Source organism: Corynebacterium sp. HMSC056E09 (assembly GCF_001813425.1).
Taxonomy (GTDB): Bacteria; Actinomycetota; Actinomycetes; order Mycobacteriales; family Mycobacteriaceae; genus Corynebacterium; species Corynebacterium hesseae.
On sequence record NZ_KV812475.1, the window covers coordinates 18,005 to 35,245 of the forward strand.

General features: G+C 63.4%; 17 protein-coding genes. 9 read left to right on the plus strand and 8 right to left on the minus strand.

Annotation, left to right across the window (positions count from 1 at the left end; genetic code table 11):
* Positions 1-326 precede the first annotated feature (326 nt).
* From HMPREF2912_RS00430 to HMPREF2912_RS00455, 6 genes are all read right to left on the minus strand, one after another.
* On the minus strand, positions 327-2,024 hold the full coding sequence (locus tag HMPREF2912_RS00430; RefSeq protein WP_070524081.1) for an ABC transporter ATP-binding protein: 1,698 nt from the start codon (positions 2,022-2,024) through the stop codon (positions 327-329).
* Positions 2,024-2,983 (minus strand): ABC transporter permease, encoded by a 960-nt coding sequence (locus HMPREF2912_RS00435; protein ID WP_070531771.1) that lies wholly within the window; start codon positions 2,981-2,983, stop codon positions 2,024-2,026. The genes HMPREF2912_RS00430 and HMPREF2912_RS00435 overlap by 1 nt, the downstream gene beginning before the upstream one ends.
* On the minus strand, positions 2,976-3,902 hold the full coding sequence (locus tag HMPREF2912_RS00440; RefSeq protein WP_070524085.1) for an ABC transporter permease: 927 nt from the start codon (positions 3,900-3,902) through the stop codon (positions 2,976-2,978). Before HMPREF2912_RS00440 ends, HMPREF2912_RS00435 begins: the two co-directional genes overlap by 8 nt.
* A gap of 202 nt (positions 3,903-4,104) precedes the next feature.
* Positions 4,105-5,700 (minus strand): peptide ABC transporter substrate-binding protein, encoded by a 1,596-nt coding sequence (locus tag HMPREF2912_RS00445; RefSeq protein ID WP_070564060.1) that lies wholly within the window; start codon positions 5,698-5,700, stop codon positions 4,105-4,107.
* A gap of 221 nt (positions 5,701-5,921) precedes the next feature.
* Complete coding sequence (locus HMPREF2912_RS00450) at positions 5,922-6,824, minus strand: alpha/beta fold hydrolase (protein ID WP_070564063.1); 903 nt, start codon at positions 6,822-6,824, stop codon at positions 5,922-5,924.
* Positions 6,825-6,912: 88 nt separating this feature from the next.
* Positions 6,913-7,407 carry a phage holin family protein gene (locus HMPREF2912_RS00455; protein ID WP_070531763.1) on the minus strand — a complete coding sequence of 165 codons (495 nt, stop codon included), beginning with the start codon at positions 7,405-7,407 and terminating at the stop codon, positions 6,913-6,915.
* A gap of 104 nt (positions 7,408-7,511) precedes the next feature.
* On the opposite strand from HMPREF2912_RS00455, the gene HMPREF2912_RS00460 reads away from it, so the two are divergent.
* A complete protein-coding gene (locus tag HMPREF2912_RS00460) occupies positions 7,512-8,201 on the plus strand; it encodes an oxidoreductase (RefSeq protein ID WP_070564065.1) in 690 nt (229 codons plus the stop codon).
* Here the strand turns inward: HMPREF2912_RS00460 and HMPREF2912_RS00465 are convergent.
* Positions 8,198-9,013: an HAD family hydrolase gene (locus tag HMPREF2912_RS00465; RefSeq protein ID WP_070564068.1), complete on the minus strand. Its 816-nt coding sequence runs from the start codon at positions 9,011-9,013 to the stop codon at positions 8,198-8,200. The two genes, HMPREF2912_RS00460 and HMPREF2912_RS00465, sit on opposite strands and share 4 nt — an antisense overlap.
* Positions 9,014-9,340: 327 nt before the next feature.
* Here HMPREF2912_RS00465 and HMPREF2912_RS12465 point away from each other — a divergent pair, with 327 nt between their 5' ends.
* The 8 genes from HMPREF2912_RS12465 to HMPREF2912_RS00505 all read left to right on the plus strand — a co-directional run bounded on the left by HMPREF2912_RS12465 (position 9,341) and on the right by HMPREF2912_RS00505 (position 14,852).
* On the plus strand, positions 9,341-10,141 hold the full coding sequence (locus HMPREF2912_RS12465) for a DUF3800 domain-containing protein (protein WP_141746438.1): 801 nt from the start codon (positions 9,341-9,343) through the stop codon (positions 10,139-10,141).
* Positions 10,142-10,477: 336 nt separating this feature from the next.
* A complete protein-coding gene (gene ssd / locus HMPREF2912_RS00475) occupies positions 10,478-11,494 on the plus strand; it encodes a septum site-determining protein Ssd (protein WP_070524096.1) in 1,017 nt (338 codons plus the stop codon).
* Positions 11,491-12,627, plus strand: a complete 1,137-nt coding sequence (locus HMPREF2912_RS00480; RefSeq protein ID WP_070524098.1) for a TadA family conjugal transfer-associated ATPase — start codon at positions 11,491-11,493, stop codon at positions 12,625-12,627. Before ssd ends, HMPREF2912_RS00480 begins: the two co-directional genes overlap by 4 nt.
* A complete protein-coding gene (locus HMPREF2912_RS00485) occupies positions 12,624-13,373 on the plus strand; it encodes a type II secretion system F family protein (RefSeq protein ID WP_070524101.1) in 750 nt (249 codons plus the stop codon). Before HMPREF2912_RS00480 ends, HMPREF2912_RS00485 begins: the two co-directional genes overlap by 4 nt.
* Positions 13,373-13,930, plus strand: a complete 558-nt coding sequence (locus HMPREF2912_RS00490; protein WP_070524103.1) for a type II secretion system F family protein — start codon at positions 13,373-13,375, stop codon at positions 13,928-13,930. The genes HMPREF2912_RS00485 and HMPREF2912_RS00490 overlap by 1 nt, the downstream gene beginning before the upstream one ends.
* 69 nt (positions 13,931-13,999) lie before the next feature.
* Positions 14,000-14,188 (plus strand): DUF4244 domain-containing protein, encoded by a 189-nt coding sequence (locus tag HMPREF2912_RS00495; RefSeq protein WP_070524105.1) that lies wholly within the window; start codon positions 14,000-14,002, stop codon positions 14,186-14,188.
* Complete coding sequence (locus HMPREF2912_RS00500; protein WP_070524107.1) at positions 14,188-14,511, plus strand: hypothetical protein; 324 nt, start codon at positions 14,188-14,190, stop codon at positions 14,509-14,511. The genes HMPREF2912_RS00495 and HMPREF2912_RS00500 overlap by 1 nt, the downstream gene beginning before the upstream one ends.
* Entirely contained in the window at positions 14,508-14,852 is a 345-nt protein-coding gene (locus HMPREF2912_RS00505) for an Rv3654c family TadE-like protein (RefSeq protein WP_070524110.1), read from the plus strand. Before HMPREF2912_RS00500 ends, HMPREF2912_RS00505 begins: the two co-directional genes overlap by 4 nt.
* On the opposite strand, the gene HMPREF2912_RS00510 is transcribed toward HMPREF2912_RS00505, so the two are convergent.
* A complete protein-coding gene (locus tag HMPREF2912_RS00510; protein WP_070564074.1) occupies positions 14,849-17,221 on the minus strand; it encodes a DEAD/DEAH box helicase in 2,373 nt (790 codons plus the stop codon). The genes HMPREF2912_RS00505 and HMPREF2912_RS00510 overlap by 4 nt on opposite strands.
* Positions 17,222-17,241: the final 20 nt, after the last annotated feature.

The window sequence follows — 17,241 nt, forward strand, 5'->3', positions numbered from 1 at the left end:
CCGAATACCAAGAAGCACTAGCCAGACTCAACGCTGAACAAGCAGGACAGCCACCAGACCCACCACCCGACAACAGTTAATGTCCCAGACATCGAGAGGACAACGCCAACCACCGATCCCGCCAACCGAAAGATGGTTGACGGGCACATCGGTGATCCCCGCAAACCGCAGCATGGTGCGCGGGGAAATTGGGGATCCTGGTCGCGATTCGCCTGCCGTTGGATGCAGTAGGAGCAACGGGACGCTTAGCCCTTAAAGAGCGAGCCCCCTTAAAAGGCGAAACCCGCCAGCCGGATGAAGGCTGACGGGTTAGGCGGCGTTGTGGGTTAGTGGCCGGTGCCGATTTCTAGGTGCATACCCGGAACCGAGTTGATGAGGTTGCGGGTGTATTCCTGCTGGGCGTTGTCGAAGATATCGTCGGCGGTGCCCTGCTCGACGGCCTGGCCCTTCTTCATCACCACGACGTCGTCGGCAGTCTGGCGGACCACCGCGAGGTCATGGGTAATGAAGAGGTAGGACAGGCTGAGCTCCGACTGCAGCTCCGCGAGCAGCTGGATGATCTGGTTCTGCACCAACACGTCCAGGGCGGAGACAGCCTCATCGAGGACGATGACCTCCGGGCGCAGCGCCAGCGCACGGGCAATGGCGATACGCTGACGCTGGCCGCCGGAGAGCTCGTTGGGGTAGCGGCGCATGGCGGAACGGGGCATGGAGACCATGTCGAGAAGCTCGGCAACGCGGGCCTCACGCTCCTTGCGCGAGCCCACCTTGTGCAGCGCCATGGGCTCTTCGATGCACTTGTAAATCGAGTACATCGGGTCCAGCGAACCGTAGGGGTTCTGGAAAACCACCTGCATCTTGCGGCGGAGTTTAAACAGCTCCTTCTTCGACAGCGTCGAGGTATCGCGGCCTTCGAACTCGATGGTGCCGGAGGTCGGCTCTAGCAGGCCCAACACCATGTTGGCCACCGTGGACTTGCCGGAGCCGGACTCGCCCACCAGCGCCAGGGTGGTGCCGCGGCGGATATCGAAGGAGACATCGTCGACGGCCTTCAACAGCTTCTTTCCGCCGCGCTGGCCACGGATATCGAATTCCTTGGTGAGGTTGCGCACCGAGATGACCGGGGCCTGAGCCGCGGAAGATGAATCTGCAGCGGTGGAGCCGATGGCCTCGCCCGACTTGAGTTCCTTGGCTTCGACGCCGGCTTCCTTAGCCGCGCGGATGCGGGAGGAAGCGAGAGAGGGGGCGGCGTCGACAAGCCGGCGCGTGTACGGGTGCTGCGGGGAGCGCAGAATCTCGCGCGAGGGACCGGACTCGACGATGCGGCCGCGGTGCATGACGACGAGGTGCTCCGCGCGCTCGGCGGCCAGGCCAAGATCGTGGGTAATGAAAAGCACCGCGTTACCCAGCTCCTCGGTAAGGTGCTCCAGGTGATCCAAGATGGTCTTTTGCACCGTCACGTCGAGGGCGGAGGTGGGCTCGTCGGCAATCAGCAGCTTCGGGCGTGCAGCCAGACCGATCGCGATGAGCGCGCGCTGGCGCATACCGCCGGAGAACTCGTGGGGGTACTGCTTGGCGCGGCGTTCGGCGTCGGGAAGCCCGGCTTCCTCTAGAAGCTCCACGACGCGCTGGTGGCGCTCGGAGCCCTCCACCACGTGGTTGGCCTTGAGGGATTCCTCGACCTGGGTGCCGATGCGCCACACCGGGTTGAGGTTGGACATCGGATCCTGCGGGACCAGGCCAATCTTGTCACCGCGCAGCGACTCGAATTGCTTGTTGTCGTAGTGGGTGATGTCCTCGCCCTCGAAGAGGATTTGGCCGCCGGTGACCTTGCCGGTGCCCGGCAGCAGGCCCAGGATAGACATCGCCGTGGTGGACTTACCGGAGCCGGACTCGCCCACAATCGCCACGGACTGGCCCGGGTAGATGGACATGTTGACGCCGCGCACTGCCTCAACTACACCGGTGGAGGTGGTGAAGGAAATGTGGACGTCCTTCATTTCAAGAAGTGGAGAGTTAGTCATTAGCGCTTCCTCGCCTTCGGATCGAGTGCATCGCGGACGACGTCACCCATCATGATGAAGCTCAACACGGTCAGGCCCAAAGCACCCGCCGGGTAGAACAGGACTGCCGGAGCAACGCGTAGTGAAGCCTGCGCGTCAGAGATATCGCCGCCCCAGGACACGAACGTCGACGGCAAGCCAATGCCCAGGAAGGACAAGGTGGCCTCCGCGACGATGTAGGTGCCCAGCGCCACGGTGGCATAGGAGATGATGGGCGCGGCCGCGTTCGGCAGGATGTGGCTGAACAGGATGCGCCAGCTCGACGCGCCGATGGAGCGGGCGGATTGGACGAACTCCTCGTTCTTGATGGAGACCACCGCGCCGCGCGTGATGCGGGCGATGGAGACCCAGCCGAAGAGTCCGAGCACCAAGACCACCGTGACGATGGTGCGGTGCTCCTTGAACATCTGCATGACCACGATGGCGGCGAGCACCAGCGGGATGGCGAAGAAGATGTCGGTGATGCGGGACAGGACGGAGTCAATCCAGCCGCCGAAGAAGCCGGCGATGGCGCCGATCAAGGAGCCCAGCACCACGACGAGGATGGTGGTCAGGACGCCGACGGCAACCGACGCGCGCGCACCGTAGATCACGCGGGCGTAAATGTCGCAGCCCTGGCGGTTGAAGCCGAAGGGGTGGCCCGGCTCGGCGGGGGCGAGGGACTTGGACAGCTCGCACAGGCGCGGGTCGGTGCTCGTGAAAAGACCCGGTGCGATGGCTAGGAGGATGGCCACGAGGATCATCACGGCCGCGATCCAGAACAGTGGGCGGCGGCGCAGGTAGCGCCAGGCCTCGCCCCACTGGGAGGACGGGGCGGACTCGTCCTTGACGGCGTCGACGGCGCCGAGGCCCGTTTCATCGGTTTCCGAGACGAAGTGCTCTTGGCCCGGGTAGGGGGTGTTTTTCTCGAAATTAGGCATAGCGGATCCTCGGATCAAGTACGGCGTACAGGAGGTCAACGAGCAGGTTGGCGATGATGTAGATGATCACCAGCACCGTGGTGAAGGAGACAATCGTGGTTGGCTCACCGCGCAGGATGGCCTGGTACATCGTGCCGCCGACGCCGTTGATACCGAAGATGCCTTCGGTCACGATGGCGCCGGTCATGAGCGCGCCGATATCAGCACCGATGAAGGTGGCCACGGGAATCAGCGAGTTGCGCAGCACGTGGCGGAGGGTCACCGCGCCGTTGGACAGGCCCTTCGCGCGAGCGGTGCGCACGTAGTCGGCGCGCAGGTTCTCAGCCACGGACTGGCGGGTCAGGCGAATGACGTAGGCCAGGGAGAGCGCGCCGAGCACCATGGCCGGCATGAGGAGGGACTTCACGGTGGCGTTCGCTCCGACGGTGACCGGCAGGACACCCCACTTGATGCCCACGAGGTACTGGAAGACGAAGCCGATGACGAAGGACGGCACTGCGATGACGAGCAGGGAGATGACCAACACGGTGGAATCGAAGAAGCCACCGCGGCGCATGCCGGCGAGGACGCCGAAGAGGATGCCGAAGACGGATTCAAAGATGATGGCCATGACGGTGAGCTTCACCGTGACCGGGAAGGCGTTGGCCATCACTTGGGTTACGGGGACGCCGGAGAAGGTCGTGCCGAAGTCCAGCATGAAGATGCCCTTGATGTAGAGCAGATACTGAATGATGAACGGCTTGTCTAGGTTGTATTCCGCCTCGATGCGGGCGCGGGCAGCCTCGGTAAGGCCGCGGTCACCGCCAAGGGCTTCGACGGGGTCGCCGGGCATCAAGAAGACGAGCGCATAGATGAGCAGGGTGGCTCCGAAGAACACCGGGATCATCTGGAGCACTCGGCGCCCGATATAGCGCAGCATAGTGTGGTCCTTTACTCGTTGTGGGCAGGTGCTTGTCGACGCCTTCTTAGCAGACGCCTACGTAGCTCATAAGAATTTTAGTGTGTGATCCAAGTCTGCGAGAAATCTATAGCGCGTTTCGAATCACACTTATGAGTGAAAACGTGGGGCGACCCCCGCTCCACGGTGGCTGCGGGGGTCGTGGGAAGTAGCGGAAGTGGCGTTACTTCTTGGTGATGTTGTAGTACACCGGCTGGGACTTCCAGGAGAACACGACGTTGTCGACGTTCTCGGAGTAGCCGCCGGTGGCGTTGGAGTACCACAGCGGGATGGCCGGCAGATCCTTGAACAGGACTTCCTGGGCCTCGGTGTACTTCTTGTTGGCCTCTTCCTCGGAGGAGGAGGTCAGGGCTTCGTCGAGAAGCTTGTCAAACTCCGGGTTGCTGTAGTCGCCGTCGTTAGAAGAGCCGTCGGTCTTGTACAGCGGGGTAAGGAAGTTGGCCTGGCTCGGGTAGTCTGCCTGCCAGCCGGTGCGGAAGGCTGACTTGATGGTGCGGTTGGTCACCTCATCGCGCAGGGACTTGAAGTCCGGGTACGGGGCGCCGACTGCCTCGATGCCGAGGGTGTTCTTGATGGAGTTGGTGGTTGCATCCACCCAGCTCTTGTGGCCGCCGTCGGAGTTGTAGGCAATCTCCAGGGTCGGGTTATCCCATTTGTTGATCTTGTCAGCCTCGGCCCACAGCTTCTTGGCCTTCTCCGGGTCATACTTCAGGACCTCGTTGCCCTTGATGTCCTCGGAGTAGCCCGGCATAACCGGGGAGGTGAAGTCCTTGGCCGGGGTACGGGTGCCCTTGAAGATGGTGTCCGTGATCTCCTCGCGGTTGATGGCGTAGGAGATGGCTTGGCGACGCAGCACGCCTTCCTCGCCGGAGTAGTGCTCGAGGTTCTCGCCCAAGGTGAAGGACTGGAAGATGGCGGTCGGCTGGTTCACGGCACGGTCGCCGAGGTCGGCCTCGTAGACATCGAAAGCGGAGTCCGGGACGGCGTCGAGGACGTCCAGGTTGCCTGCCAGCAGGTCGGCGTAGGCCGCGTCCTGACCTGCGTAGAAGACGAACTTGATGCCGTCATTCTGCGGGGTCTGGCCGCCCTTGTACTCCTCATTCGGGACGACGGTGGCGTCCTGGTTGTGGTTCCACTCGGTCAGCTTGTACGGACCGTTACCAATCGGGTTCTGGCCGAAGGCGTCCATGTCCTCCAGGGCGGACTCGTGCAGCGGGTAGAACGCGGAGTAACCCAGCTGCGCCGGGAAGTCCTGCTCAGGGCTGTTCAGGGCGATGGTAAAGGTGTGGTCGTCGACGACCTTGAGGCCCTCCATCTCCTTGATGCCTTCCTTGAAGCCCTTGATGTTGGCAAAGAAGGAAGCGTTGAGCTGGTCATTGGCCACGGCGTAGTTCCAGGCGTCCACGAAGTTCTTCGCGGTCACTGGGGAGCCGTCGGAGAACTTGGATTCCTTGAGCTTGACGGTGAACTCAGTGTTGTCGTCATTCGGCTCGATGGATTCAGCCAGCTCGTTCTGAGCTTCGCCATCGCCGTCGTAGTAGACCAGGCCAGCGTAGATGGAATCGACAATGCGTCCGCCGCCGACCTCGTTGGTGTTGGCCGGGATGAGCGGGTTCTGCGGCTCGGAGCCGTTGACGGTGACGATGCCATCGCCGGAGCCGGAAGCAGAGTCTGAACCGGAGTTGTCGCCACCACAAGCCGCGAGGGTGAGCGGCAGAGTAGCGACAGAGAGAGCAGCGAGCGTCTTCTTGAGCGTCATGTGGGTCTTAGACCTCCGTGGTGCGAAAGATGTAGAAAACCTGTGGTGTTGGTTTGATATGAAGCTACCGCGTGGCGCGCCTCATATACAAGGAATTGAAAAATATGTCCTGTGATAAAAGCTATAGATTGGTAGGTATTCTTTCTTAACCTGCGGTTTTGTCAACGAATTAAAAAATCCCCATCCCCCTGAGAGGGGTGGGGCACGGAGGGCGGTGAATGTTACCTATCTCGCATCCAGTGAACGATGGTCTGAGTAAAACCATGCGGGTTCTCAAGATAGGGCAGGTTCTTGGACCCGGGGATAGTGGTGGCGGTGAAGTCCCCACGGCAGCGCCGCGCCGCCCGCCGCGCCACTGGCCGCCAGAGCATCTGATCTGCGTGGATAAACAGGGTGGGGCAAGAAACTGTGAGTTCGAGCCAACTGAGCGGAACGACGGCGGTGCGCAGTCGGTGATTCCAGATGATTCCGCGGCGGACGTTTCCGATGCGCGAGGAAGCCACGCGCAGGCGCAGGGCCTCCTCCCGCTCGGCGCCGCTGAAGGAGCCGAGGGCGTCGAGATCCATCTCCCGGAGGTACGTGGACTCTCTCAGTAGGAGGCTCGGGGCGCCAGTCTTTCCCAGTCGGCACAAGGCCGCGCGCAGGAGAACCCACCCAAAATCCCAGGGGCGCGCGGCGATGGCGCGGCGGAGATCAGCTGGGTGTGCCGCCGAAACAGATACCAGCCCGCGTACCCGCTCGGGCCGCTCGGTAGCCAGCGCCCACGCCACCGCACCACCGGTATCCGCGCCCACCAGGTAGGCGTCGTCGTGGCCTAATGCGCGGATGGCACCGCTGACATCACCAACCGCCACGCGGATATCCTGGCCGGGTTCGAGCGGTGGTTTATCGGACATGCCAAAACCGCGCATGTCGAGGGCGGCGACGTGGAAGCCTGCGGCGGCAAGCGGGGCAATGACATTCCGGAAGTCGAACCACCCGCCGAAAGATCCATGGAGTAGCAGCACCAGCGGGTCGTCCGGGTTGCCGGCGGTAGCCGCGTGGAGGCGGATGCCGCGCGTGTGCAGGAACTCGTGCTCAAAGGGGCCGTCAAGCTCCACTACGGAGGGCGGTAGGGGATTCATGGGCGGGCCTTTCATGGGAGGGTACACAGACGAAATCCGCCCCGAACGCATGTGCTCGGGGCGGGAGAGTTAAAAGGACCTTAAAGGTTTAGGTGTAGAGGCCACGCTCGATGGACTTTTCAGCCTTACCCGGAACCAGCTTCTTGAGTTCCTTCGTGGACTCGATGGTCTTCTCCGGGGCCTTGACCTGCTTGACCTGCTTGAAACCGATAAAGGCCACGACGGCGGCGATGACCACCATGAGCAGGAAGACGATCAGGAAGGCTGCCCAGCGGTCGAGCCACTTGGACAGCAGCTCCGCCAGGAAGAAGAAAAAGAAGAAGGAGCTATACAGCGCCACGGTACCGGCAACGCCGAACATGCCCGCGCCGATGCCACCCTTCTTTGCGGAAGCGGCGAGCTCGGTCTTAGCCAACTCGACCTCGGAGCGAACCAGCTGGGACATCTGTTCGGTGGCGTTGGATACGAGCTGGCCGATGGATGCTTCGCCGCGGCGGGAGGTATCTGCATCGCTCAAGGGAATGCCGTCTACCTTCGGGGCGAACTTGTTGGACCCGTCAGTGAATAGTCCGTCGTTGCTCACGGTTAAAAACTCCTACTGTTTTGTCGCAATCTATATCGGCCATAGTAATGAACTTTCCAGAGTTCATGTGGTGCGGCCCGCAAAGTGGGTACGGCGTTATTGTAATGGGTATGCCGCATTCTGACCCGCTGACCCCGCTGATGGCCCTATCTGGGGTGGAGGATAAAGCTGGTTCTGCCGCCGCAGCGATTGCGCGCGTGCACCGCCGCCCCGCGGGCTTGCGCAAGTTTGACGTTATCTCTTCCGAATCACTCTTGCGCGGTGCGCGGGCGGCCGCGGCGATCGACGGCGCGCCGCTTGAGGCTGACGGTATCCCGCCCGCAGTTAGCGCTTATTCCCTCCTCGCTCCCGAAAAACAGGTCGCCACGGTGCGGACCTTCGCACGGGCCCCGCTGCAGGTCTTGGCCAGTATCGATGTCGCGGCGGGCGGTGTGGGTCATCCCGATCAGGACCCAGCGGTGGCACAGGCGCTGGCACAGCTCATCACGCGCGGAGCCGGCGTGGATTTCGATCGTTTATTGCCGGTGGTACTGCACGCGGAGATTGCTGCGCGCTCGCTGTTCGGTGCGCGCAGCACCGCCGTGGCGCTCGTCGCCTCGCGCACTGCCGCTATCCATACGGGCTTCGATCCGCGGGGATTCGCCGTGCCCGAGACCTACCTCAACCGTCATCGCGCGGACTATCGCGCGGCACTGGACGCTTACGATCAGGACCCGGCGGTGCTCATTACGCTGCTTCTCGACGCCTGGGAGGCCGGCGCCCGCGAAGCCGACGGCATCGCGCAAGCGGCTTAATCGCGCAGCTGCTGCCGTGCAAATAAAATCCCGCCGACCACTAAGGCTGCGATGCCGGCCACGACCGCCGAGCCGATACCGAATTCGCGGGCGCTGGGGGCGGTGAAGAGCGGAACGGGGTGTTTAAAGGTGCGGATTTCCCAGTCGTGGGTGATGGCGTGCTTCTTCAACAGGCGGTCCGGGTTCACGGCAACGGGGTGGCCAACCTGCTCCAGCATCGGGATGTCTGTGGCGGAATCGGAGTAGGCAAAGGACGCGTCGGGGTCGACGTTGAGCTCCTGAGCAATGCGCGCCAGTGCCTCAGCTTTTGCGGCGCCTTTGCAGTAAAACAGGATCTCCCCGGTGAACCGGCCGTCCTTCTCGGCGAGCTCGGTGGCCACGACGTGCTCGATGCCCAGTTCCTGTGCGATGGGTTCGACCAGCACGCTTGCCGACGCCGAGATGATCACCACCTCGTGGTCGGCGGTGCGGTGGGCGTCGATAAGCGCGCGTGCCTCCGCATAAATGGCAGGGGTGACCACTGTGTGCATGGTCTCCACCGCGATGTCGTGGACCTCCTGAACGGACCAACCGGCGGCCATGGCGGCGAGCTGATCACGGGTGGTGTCCATGTGCTCGCTGCTGTGGCCGGCGAGCATATAACTGGCCTTGGCTAAAGACAGCTGGAGCGCCTCGGCATGGGTGATGAGACCGTTGTGCATGAATTCGCGGCCGAAGGCATAGGCCGAGGATGTGGCAATAATCGTCTTGTCCAAGTCGAAGAACGCGGCTGCGCGAGTGGTGCCGTGAGAGGGAAAAGGGGTACCGGTCATCGAGGGCCTGCCGTTTGTGTGCGAGTTACCCTGCTCATCGTAGCCCCTTAGCAGGCAGAATCGGGAGTACGCAAAGAGATTGCCCGAAATCTCAAGGAATCTTGTCGTTCGCTGTTGTCATCTCTTCTTTCGCATGTCATAATGTCAGGTGCAAGGCCCCGATATACAGTGCGGCCTGCCCCGGCGCACCCCCCGATGCCGGGTTACCGATGGCCCGCGCACACCCCCCCGAGGCGCGGGCCATCACCTTTTTCAAATACCGGGCTCGTCTGTGGCCATCGAGCTGAGACATATTTGATGTCCTAGCACGGCGATAAACTCTCAGCTGTGACAAGCTATCGAGCAAATTCATTTTCTCACCAAAAGGGATCAGGTCCTCCTCAGGTGAGTTTGCCGCTTGCTGCAGAAAGTGCCGTCTACTTTGTAGATGAAGCCGGAAGTAAAGGCACGTTAGGTAAGCATTTCGTTGTTGCGGCTGTGCGCACGAAGGATCCTGATTTCCTTTCGCGGGAGATTAAGGCATGTCGTGAGCGGAATAACTTCACAAAGGCTGACGAGATTAAGTTCTCGAAAGTTACTAAGCACTCTGAGCCGATTTTGCTTGATGTTTTTCGAACAGCGATAAGCTCGGGGTGCACGTTCGGAGCTTTTGTTTTGGACAAGAGGCATTTCGATCCGTGGAGTAGTCGAGAACAGTGGCAGGGGCATTTGTTCGCGACAGATCGGCTGCTTCGGGGTCTGGTTACTCGCCGTGAAGTTGGGGTGGTGATGCTCGACCACATTGATGTCCCAGTAGGGGTTTCCTACGGAGACACTCTAGTGAACTCTCTCAACAATCGATTTGGAAATAAGCGGTTTGCAACGGCCGTTAGTCTGGATTCTCGGACTTGTCCGGCACTACAGGTGGCAGATCTGCTTGCTAGTTCGGTTTTCCATGCGCGAAAAAAGATCGAAGACGTGGGGTTGGAGGCTTTCTTGGAAGATCGTTCGCCAAAGGCCCGGCTTTCGAAGGGCATTGCGGCCGCATTAGGCGAGAGTCATTTTGGTGACTGCCGTACACCACTTTTGAAGATTGAGACAAGCCATGAGAGGTCATTGACAGAATTGAAGCGCCAACGATACTCTTAGGTGAGGCGCTGAACGCCATAGCCGCAGGCTAAAAGCAAGCGCCCCTCGGGCCTAGTCTCAGACTTACTACCCGAGTTTTATGGCTAACCAAGCCATTCTTTACCGCACTTATTGCGATACCCTCGAGCGTGGCTCGGGGGTATTTGCTTTTGACTCTTAATGGCGGATTCTAAGGATCGTGGAAGCACGGTTTCCTGTGAGTTTTTGTACGTGAGCCCCGGTAATTTTGTTCAAGCGTCAGCAAAATGGGTGCGGAAGACGCCACAAAGGCGAAGTTATCCACAGGTGACTAGGAAGCTCTAGCGCGCGGTTGGTGCGCTCGCGCATGCTTCAGACATGAGCACGTTTCACCTAGTTATCGCCGTTGGGGATTCCACGCTGCGAGCAGAGGCAGCCTCCGCAGCAGCCGCCAGTACTGCGGAAGTGAGCACCGTGGAGGACCCGCGGGACTTCTCCCGGCACTTGCCCAAGGCAGACGCCGTCTTGGCTGATTCGCTGACGGCTCGTCTCGTGGCGGGGCATCCGCGGGTGTACTTCCTGGCCTTGGATCCGGGGCCCATCGATTATGAGGCCGCGCTGTGCTGCCGCGCGACGGCCGCCTTTATCGTGCCCGCCCAATCGAAAGAGCTCCTGGGCGCACTGGCAGCAGACGCCACTCCGGAGACCACCGTGTCCACCGGTTTAACACTGGCGGTGACTGGTTCCGCTGGGGGCTTGGGTGCCTCGACCGTGGCGGTGGCTCTGGCCCGCGAGGCGGGCGCGGATCTCCTCGTTGATGCGAGCCCCTATTCCGGTGGTCTCGATTTGCTCACCGGAATTGAGAACAAGCCCGGCGCGCGGTGGCCGGATCTTGCCGCGGGGACCGGTTCAGTTGATGCAGCAGACCTCGTCCGTGCTCTGCCTACCACCCCGGATGGCATCGCGGTTCTTTCCGCTGCTAGGTCCGCCAGCGCAGAGGCGGTGCAGATGAGTGCTGCCCGGCGCGCGGCCATCATGCAAGCTGCGTGTTTATATCCAGGAACAGTGGTGGTGGATTGCCCGCCGTGGGATATCCCCGATGCGGCGGATCACGTGGTGGTGCTGACTGCCGCAGAGGTGCGGGCGGCCGCCGCCTGCGCGCAGCTGGTGGCGGAGCTTCGTGCCCGGCCGCAGGAGTGCTCCGTCGTCGTGCGCAACCGCCAGTGGGCGGGCCTGGATGCCAGCGATATTGCCACGGTGACTCACGCGGATCCCATCGCTGAGTTGCCGACGATCCGTGGCCTGACCCGCACGGTGGAAACTAGTGGGCTGCCGCGCCAGTTGCCCCGAGCTCTAGCTCGTGTCGCGCGCCAGATGTGGAAGGTCGTGGCATGAACCTGATTGATACGATGCGCACCATCGTGGCCTCCGAGCCACAGCTGGCCCATGATGCACCGGCCTTGGCACGGCGCATTCGCCAGGAAGCCGGTGTCATCAGTGATGTCGACGTGCTCGACCTTTTGCAGCGCCTGCGCCACGATTCCGTGGGCTTGGGACTGCTGGAGCCGGTCCTGTCGCTGCCGGGGCTGACCGATGTCGTTGTCAATGGCCCTGATGCCTGTTTCGTTGATTGCGGGCAGGGCCTGCAGCCACGCGATATTGGCTTCGCCGACGACGCCGAGGTTCGCCAGCTGGCCACCCGGCTGGCTGCGGTGGCGGGCGTGCGGTTGGATGATGCGCAACCTTTTGCCGATGGGCGCCTGACCCGCCCCGATGGCACGAGAATTCGCCTCCACGCGTTGCTTGCTCCTCCTTCGGCAAGTGGAACCTGTATCAGCCTCCGCGTGCTGCGCCAAGCGCAAACCAGCTTGGAGGAACTGATAGCTAATGGCAGCATTGATTCCAGCCTGGAGCACGTCCTGCGCGCTGTGGTTGAGCGGCGGGCATCCTTCCTGGTTACGGGAGGGACGGGCTCCGGCAAGACGACGTTGCTCGCCGCCTTGCTGGGGTGCGTGCCCGCCACCGAGCGCTTGCTCATCATCGAGGACACTCCGGAGCTTTCCCCGAATCACCCGCACGTGGTGACCCTGGTATCGCGCCGGGCCAACGCGGAAGGGCGCGGCGAGATCTCCATGTCGCTCCTTCTCCGCCAAGCGCTACGCATGCGCCCGGACCGCATCGTCGTTGGCGAAATCCGCGGCGCGGAGGTCGTGGAACTGCTTGCCGCGCTCAACACCGGGCACGATGGTGGTGCGGGCACCGTGCACGCAAACTCTGTTGATGAAGTGCCCGCCCGCATGGAGGCCCTCGCCGCTCTCGGCGGGCTCGACCGCGTAGCGCTGCATTCGCAGCTGGCGGCCGCCGTGCACGTGGTCCTCGGGATGGAGCGCACGCCGGAGGGGCGTCGGCTAGCGCACCTCGGCGTGCTGGAGGGAAACCCGGTTACACCGCAGCTGGTGTGGACGGCCGAAGACGGCCCGCTTCCCGGGTTTTCGCAGCTGTGCTCGCGGCTGGGGGTGGAACCATGATGTGGCTATTCCTTGCGGCGGCGTGTTTGATTTCGCAGCCTGCTTCGGTGACGCGGCTGGAATCGCCGAAGCCTCGCTCGCTGGCACCCGGGGCGCTCTTCCTCGGGGTCGGGTGCTGTGTCTTCTTCGGCAGGCCCACTGTCGTGGTGGCGGTGGGCTGCATTGTGGCCTGTGTGCTGTGGTTTGCCAATGACCTGGCGGCGTCCCGGCGTGAGCGCCGTGGCTCGGAGGCGCTCGCCTCCTACTTCGGTTCTGTTGCCGCCGAGCTGCGGGCGGGATCGACGACGGCGGGAGCGCTTCGCCGGGGCGCCGACGCCCTTCCAGACTCCACCCCGGAGAATCTCCGCGCCGCGTTGAGTACGGCGGCGGGTCTCGCGGCGCAAGGAGGTTCGCCTGCGGTTGCTCTCACGGCGCCAGAGGTGGCCCGCTATGCAGCGCTGCTGACGCTCTCGGGGCGCCATGGCGTGGCGTTGGCGAACCTCATTGAGCAGGCTCAAAGCCAGCTGGATACCGCGCGCCGCCATGCCGGTGAGACCGCGGCCTCCTTGCAAGGGCCACAGGCCACCGCGGTCATCCTGGCGTGCCTGCCGCTGGCGGGCATCCTTATGGGTGGGGCGATGGGCGCGGATTCCCTGGGGTTCTTGCTCGGTGGTGGCCTTGGGGGCGTGCTTCTCGACGTCGGCGTGGCCCTCGTCTGCGCCGGATTCGCCTGGTCGCGCCTCATTCTGCGAAAGGCGGCGCAGTGATGGTCTTGACGTATATCTCCGCTGCATTCATGGCTGCGGCACTCGCTGTTACCTCTGCTGCACCGTCTGGACGAATAGCCCAGTCGGGCTCGCGCACACCGCGCCCGAAGACGCCGCGCGATGGTCCCGAAGTGGACTATAGTCCGCTCGATGCTGCCAGCGACCTGGAGCTCTTCGCCGCGTGCCTAGAGGCCGGTCTCTCCACGCGCAGTGCTGTGCTAGCCGTCGCTGAAGCCTCACCGCAGTGGTCGGAGGCGGCCGCTCTCATCGGGGTGGGGGTTCCCATGAGTACCGCGTGGTCTGCGCTGGCCAGTCAGCCGCATTTGGAAGAACTGGTGCGGCTTACGCAGCTGTCTGGCGAATCGGGCGCGGCCATGGCTACGGGGTGCCACCGGTTGGTGGCGCAGCTGCGTGCCGAAGCCTCGGCACAAGCTACCGCGCGGGCGGAGCGCGCTGGTGTGTTCATCGCAGCACCGCTGGCAGTGTGCTTCCTTCCCGCATTCCTGGTCCTTGGGTTGATACCTGTCCTTATCAGCTTGGGCCAGCAACTCTTTTAAGTCAGAACAATCAACCATTTTCAGAACGCACAACCGACACAAACACAGTAAAAGAAAGCTAGGTAAATCATGCAGAAAAAAGTAAACTACCAGTTACTATTAGCGAATGATGATGGTATGTCCACGATAGAATATGCCATGGGTTCGCTCGCGGCCGCAGCGCTTGCCGCGGTGCTCTATGCCGTGGTCAATGGTGGCGAAGTTACCAGCGCTATCACGTCCATCATCACCGACGCCCTGTCCAACACCCCAGGCTAATGCGCGCGCTTGATGACGCCGGCTCCGTCACCATTGAGGCCGCATTGTCGCTGTCCGCACTCGTCATCGTTGCCGCGGGAATCGTGGGTGGCATCGCCACGCTGTCGGCCCACCTCGCTGCCGTTGACGCCGCGGGCGCTGCAGCCCGCTCCGCCGCCATCGGCGTGGACTTTCAGCGCGATGGAGTGACGGTGAACGTGAGCGAAGGCTCCGGGCTTATGACCGCTGAGGCCGCCGTGCCGGCACCGCTGGGGACTATGCGCGCGCAGGCGGTGTTTCCCGCGGAGATGGCAGCGGGTGGGAACAACGGGGCGCAGCCATGAGGCGTCGTCAGCGTAGTTGGGGAAGGATCCTGGCGGGGGAGGAGGGCTATGCCACCGTCGTCACCGCCGGGATCATCGCCGCGGTGGCTTCTCTGTTGCTGGCGGTTGCGGCAGTTGCTTCACTCGTTGTAGCGCGGCACGAAGCACAGGTGGCGGCGGACCTCGCCGCCGTGGCCGGTGCGTGGGAGGTAGCCAAGGGCAGGGACGCCTGCACGAAGGCCACAGAGATCGCCGCGCTCAACGGCGCGGAACTCGGCTCCTGTGACATCGATGGGCGCGACGTGGAGGTCACTGCCCGGCTGCGCGGGCGCAGCGCTATCGCCCGCGCCGGTCCGGTCTAAGAGGTCATGGTGACCAGCGCGCCGAGGAGGGCTATAGCGCCTGCCTTGTCCAGTGGGTTGTTGCCGTTGCCGCACTTGGGGGATTGCACGCACGACGGGCAGCCGGACTCGCAAGGGCAGGAGCGCACGGCCTCAAAGGTGGCCTTGATCCACTCGGGGAAGCGCCGGAAACCTTCCTCGGCGAAGCCGGCGCCGCCGGGATGGCCGTCGTAGACGAAGACCGTGGGCAAGCCCGTATCGGCGTGCTGGGCGGTGGACACGCCGCCGATATCCCAGCGGTCGCAGGTGGCAATGAGCGGTAGCAACCCAATGGCGGCGTGCTCGGCCGCATGGAGGGTGCCCGGGGTGCGCCCGGCGGTGACTCCCATCGCTGCGAGTGCCAGCGGATCGATGGTGTAGGCCACCGCCCGGGTCACCAGGCGCTGCTCCGGCAGGTCAAGGGGGATATCCTCGCCCACGGAGCCATCGGGAAGCCGTACCTGGTAGCCGGTGACCTTATCGGTCACCTCAACCTCCAGGCTGGCCACCCACAGGCCGGGAGCGTAGTTCACCAGGTCATCGGCTTCGCTCAGGATGCGGATATCCGTCGTGGACTTTGGCTGCGTGGTGTAGTCCGGGGCCTTTGGCACGGCGAGGGCCACGCCCGGCTCGGCGGACGCCGAACCATCGCCTCCGCCGAGGTGAAGTTCCTCGATGACGAAGCTCTCGCCACGGTGCAGGTACACCGCGCCGGGATGCACCTGGCTTACCGCGCGGGCTGAATCGATGGTGCCCAGCAGGCGGCCATCGGAGGAATCCACAATCATGACTTCCTCGCCCGAACCGCCGCGCAGCGAGACTGCTGTGTGCGCGGTCTCCGGGGTGAGCTCGCTTGAGTCAGCCGGCAGGGGAGCGGCGAACCAACCCTGCGGGCGCCGGCGCAGCAAGCCTTGCTGGGCTAGGTCGTGGACCACGTCTTCGGCGCGGAAGGCAGCTACGTCGGCATCAGACAACGGTTTCTCCACCGCCGCGCAGTACACGTGCCCGGCCAGGATATAGGGGTTAGCCGGGTTGAACACGCTGGCCTCCACCGGTCGGCCCAACAGTGCCTCTGGGTGGTGAACCAGGTAGGTGTCCATCGGTTCATCGCGGGCCACCAGCACCACCAGCGAGCCCTGGCCGCGGCGGCCCGCGCGCCCGGCCTGCTGCCAGAAGCTAGCAACCGTGCCCGGGAACCCAGCGGTGACCACGGCATCGAGCCCGCCGACGTCGATGCCCAGCTCCAAAGCCGAGGTGGTGGCCACGCCGAGCAGGGAGCCATCGTCCAGCGCCTGCTCCAGCGCGCGGCGGTCTTCGGCCAAATACCCCGCGCGGTAGGCGGCAATCCGGCGCGCAAAATCCGGCCGGCCCAGCCTCCCGGAGAGCTCTTCTGCTGCCCGCAGCGCGGTGGTCTCTGCCGCGCGCCGCGAGCGCACAAAGGTCAACGTTCGAGCGCCCTGCGCCACGAGCGCGGCCATCATCCAGGCCGCTTCCGTTGTGGCGGCGCGGCGCACGGGGGCGCCGTTTTGGCCCTCAATTCCCTCCATGAAACCCGGCTCCCACAGCGCTACCGTCCGCGCGCCCGTCGGCGCGCCATCCTCGGTTACGGGGAGAAACTCGCGTCCCGTCAGCCGTGCAGCATGCCGGGCGGGATCCCGCATGGTCGCCGAAGCCGCAATCACCACCGGCCGCGAACCATAGTGCGCGCACAGCCGCAGCAAACGCCTCACCACGAGCGCCACGTTCGCCCCGAAAACCCCGCGGTAGGCGTGCGCCTCATCAATCACGATGAACTTCAAGTGCCGCAGCACCCGCGCCCACCGCTGGTGCGCGCCCAGCAGAGAAGAATGAATCATGTCCGGGTTGGAGAAGATAAACCGCGCCTGATCGCGGATACCGGCGCGAGCTTCGGTGGGGGTATCACCGTCGTAGGGGGCGGGGTGGACGTCGTGAAGCGCGGCGATGCTCTGCGTGAGCTCGAGCACCGTGCGCAGCTGGTCCGAGCCCAGCGCCTTCGTCGGCGTGATGTAGAGCGCGCACGCGGTCGGGTCCTGCGTCAGACGGGACAGAATGGGCAAACGGTAACCCAGGGACTTTCCGGAACTCGTGCCGGTGGAGACCACGACGTCGCGCCCCTCCCACGCGGCCTGTGCCACGGCGACCTGGTGGGCATAGAGCTTGGCGACGCCCTGCTCCTCCAACGCCTCCCGCAACTCCGGCAGGACCCACTCGGGCCACTCGGCATAGCGTGCTGGTTGGGCAGGCAGGGTGGTGGAGTGCGTTAGCTCGGACTCGGGGAAACACTCAACAAGGTGCTCGACGAGCTCCTCACCCAGAGGGTTCTCACTCACGCTTGCCTCCACTAATCTGC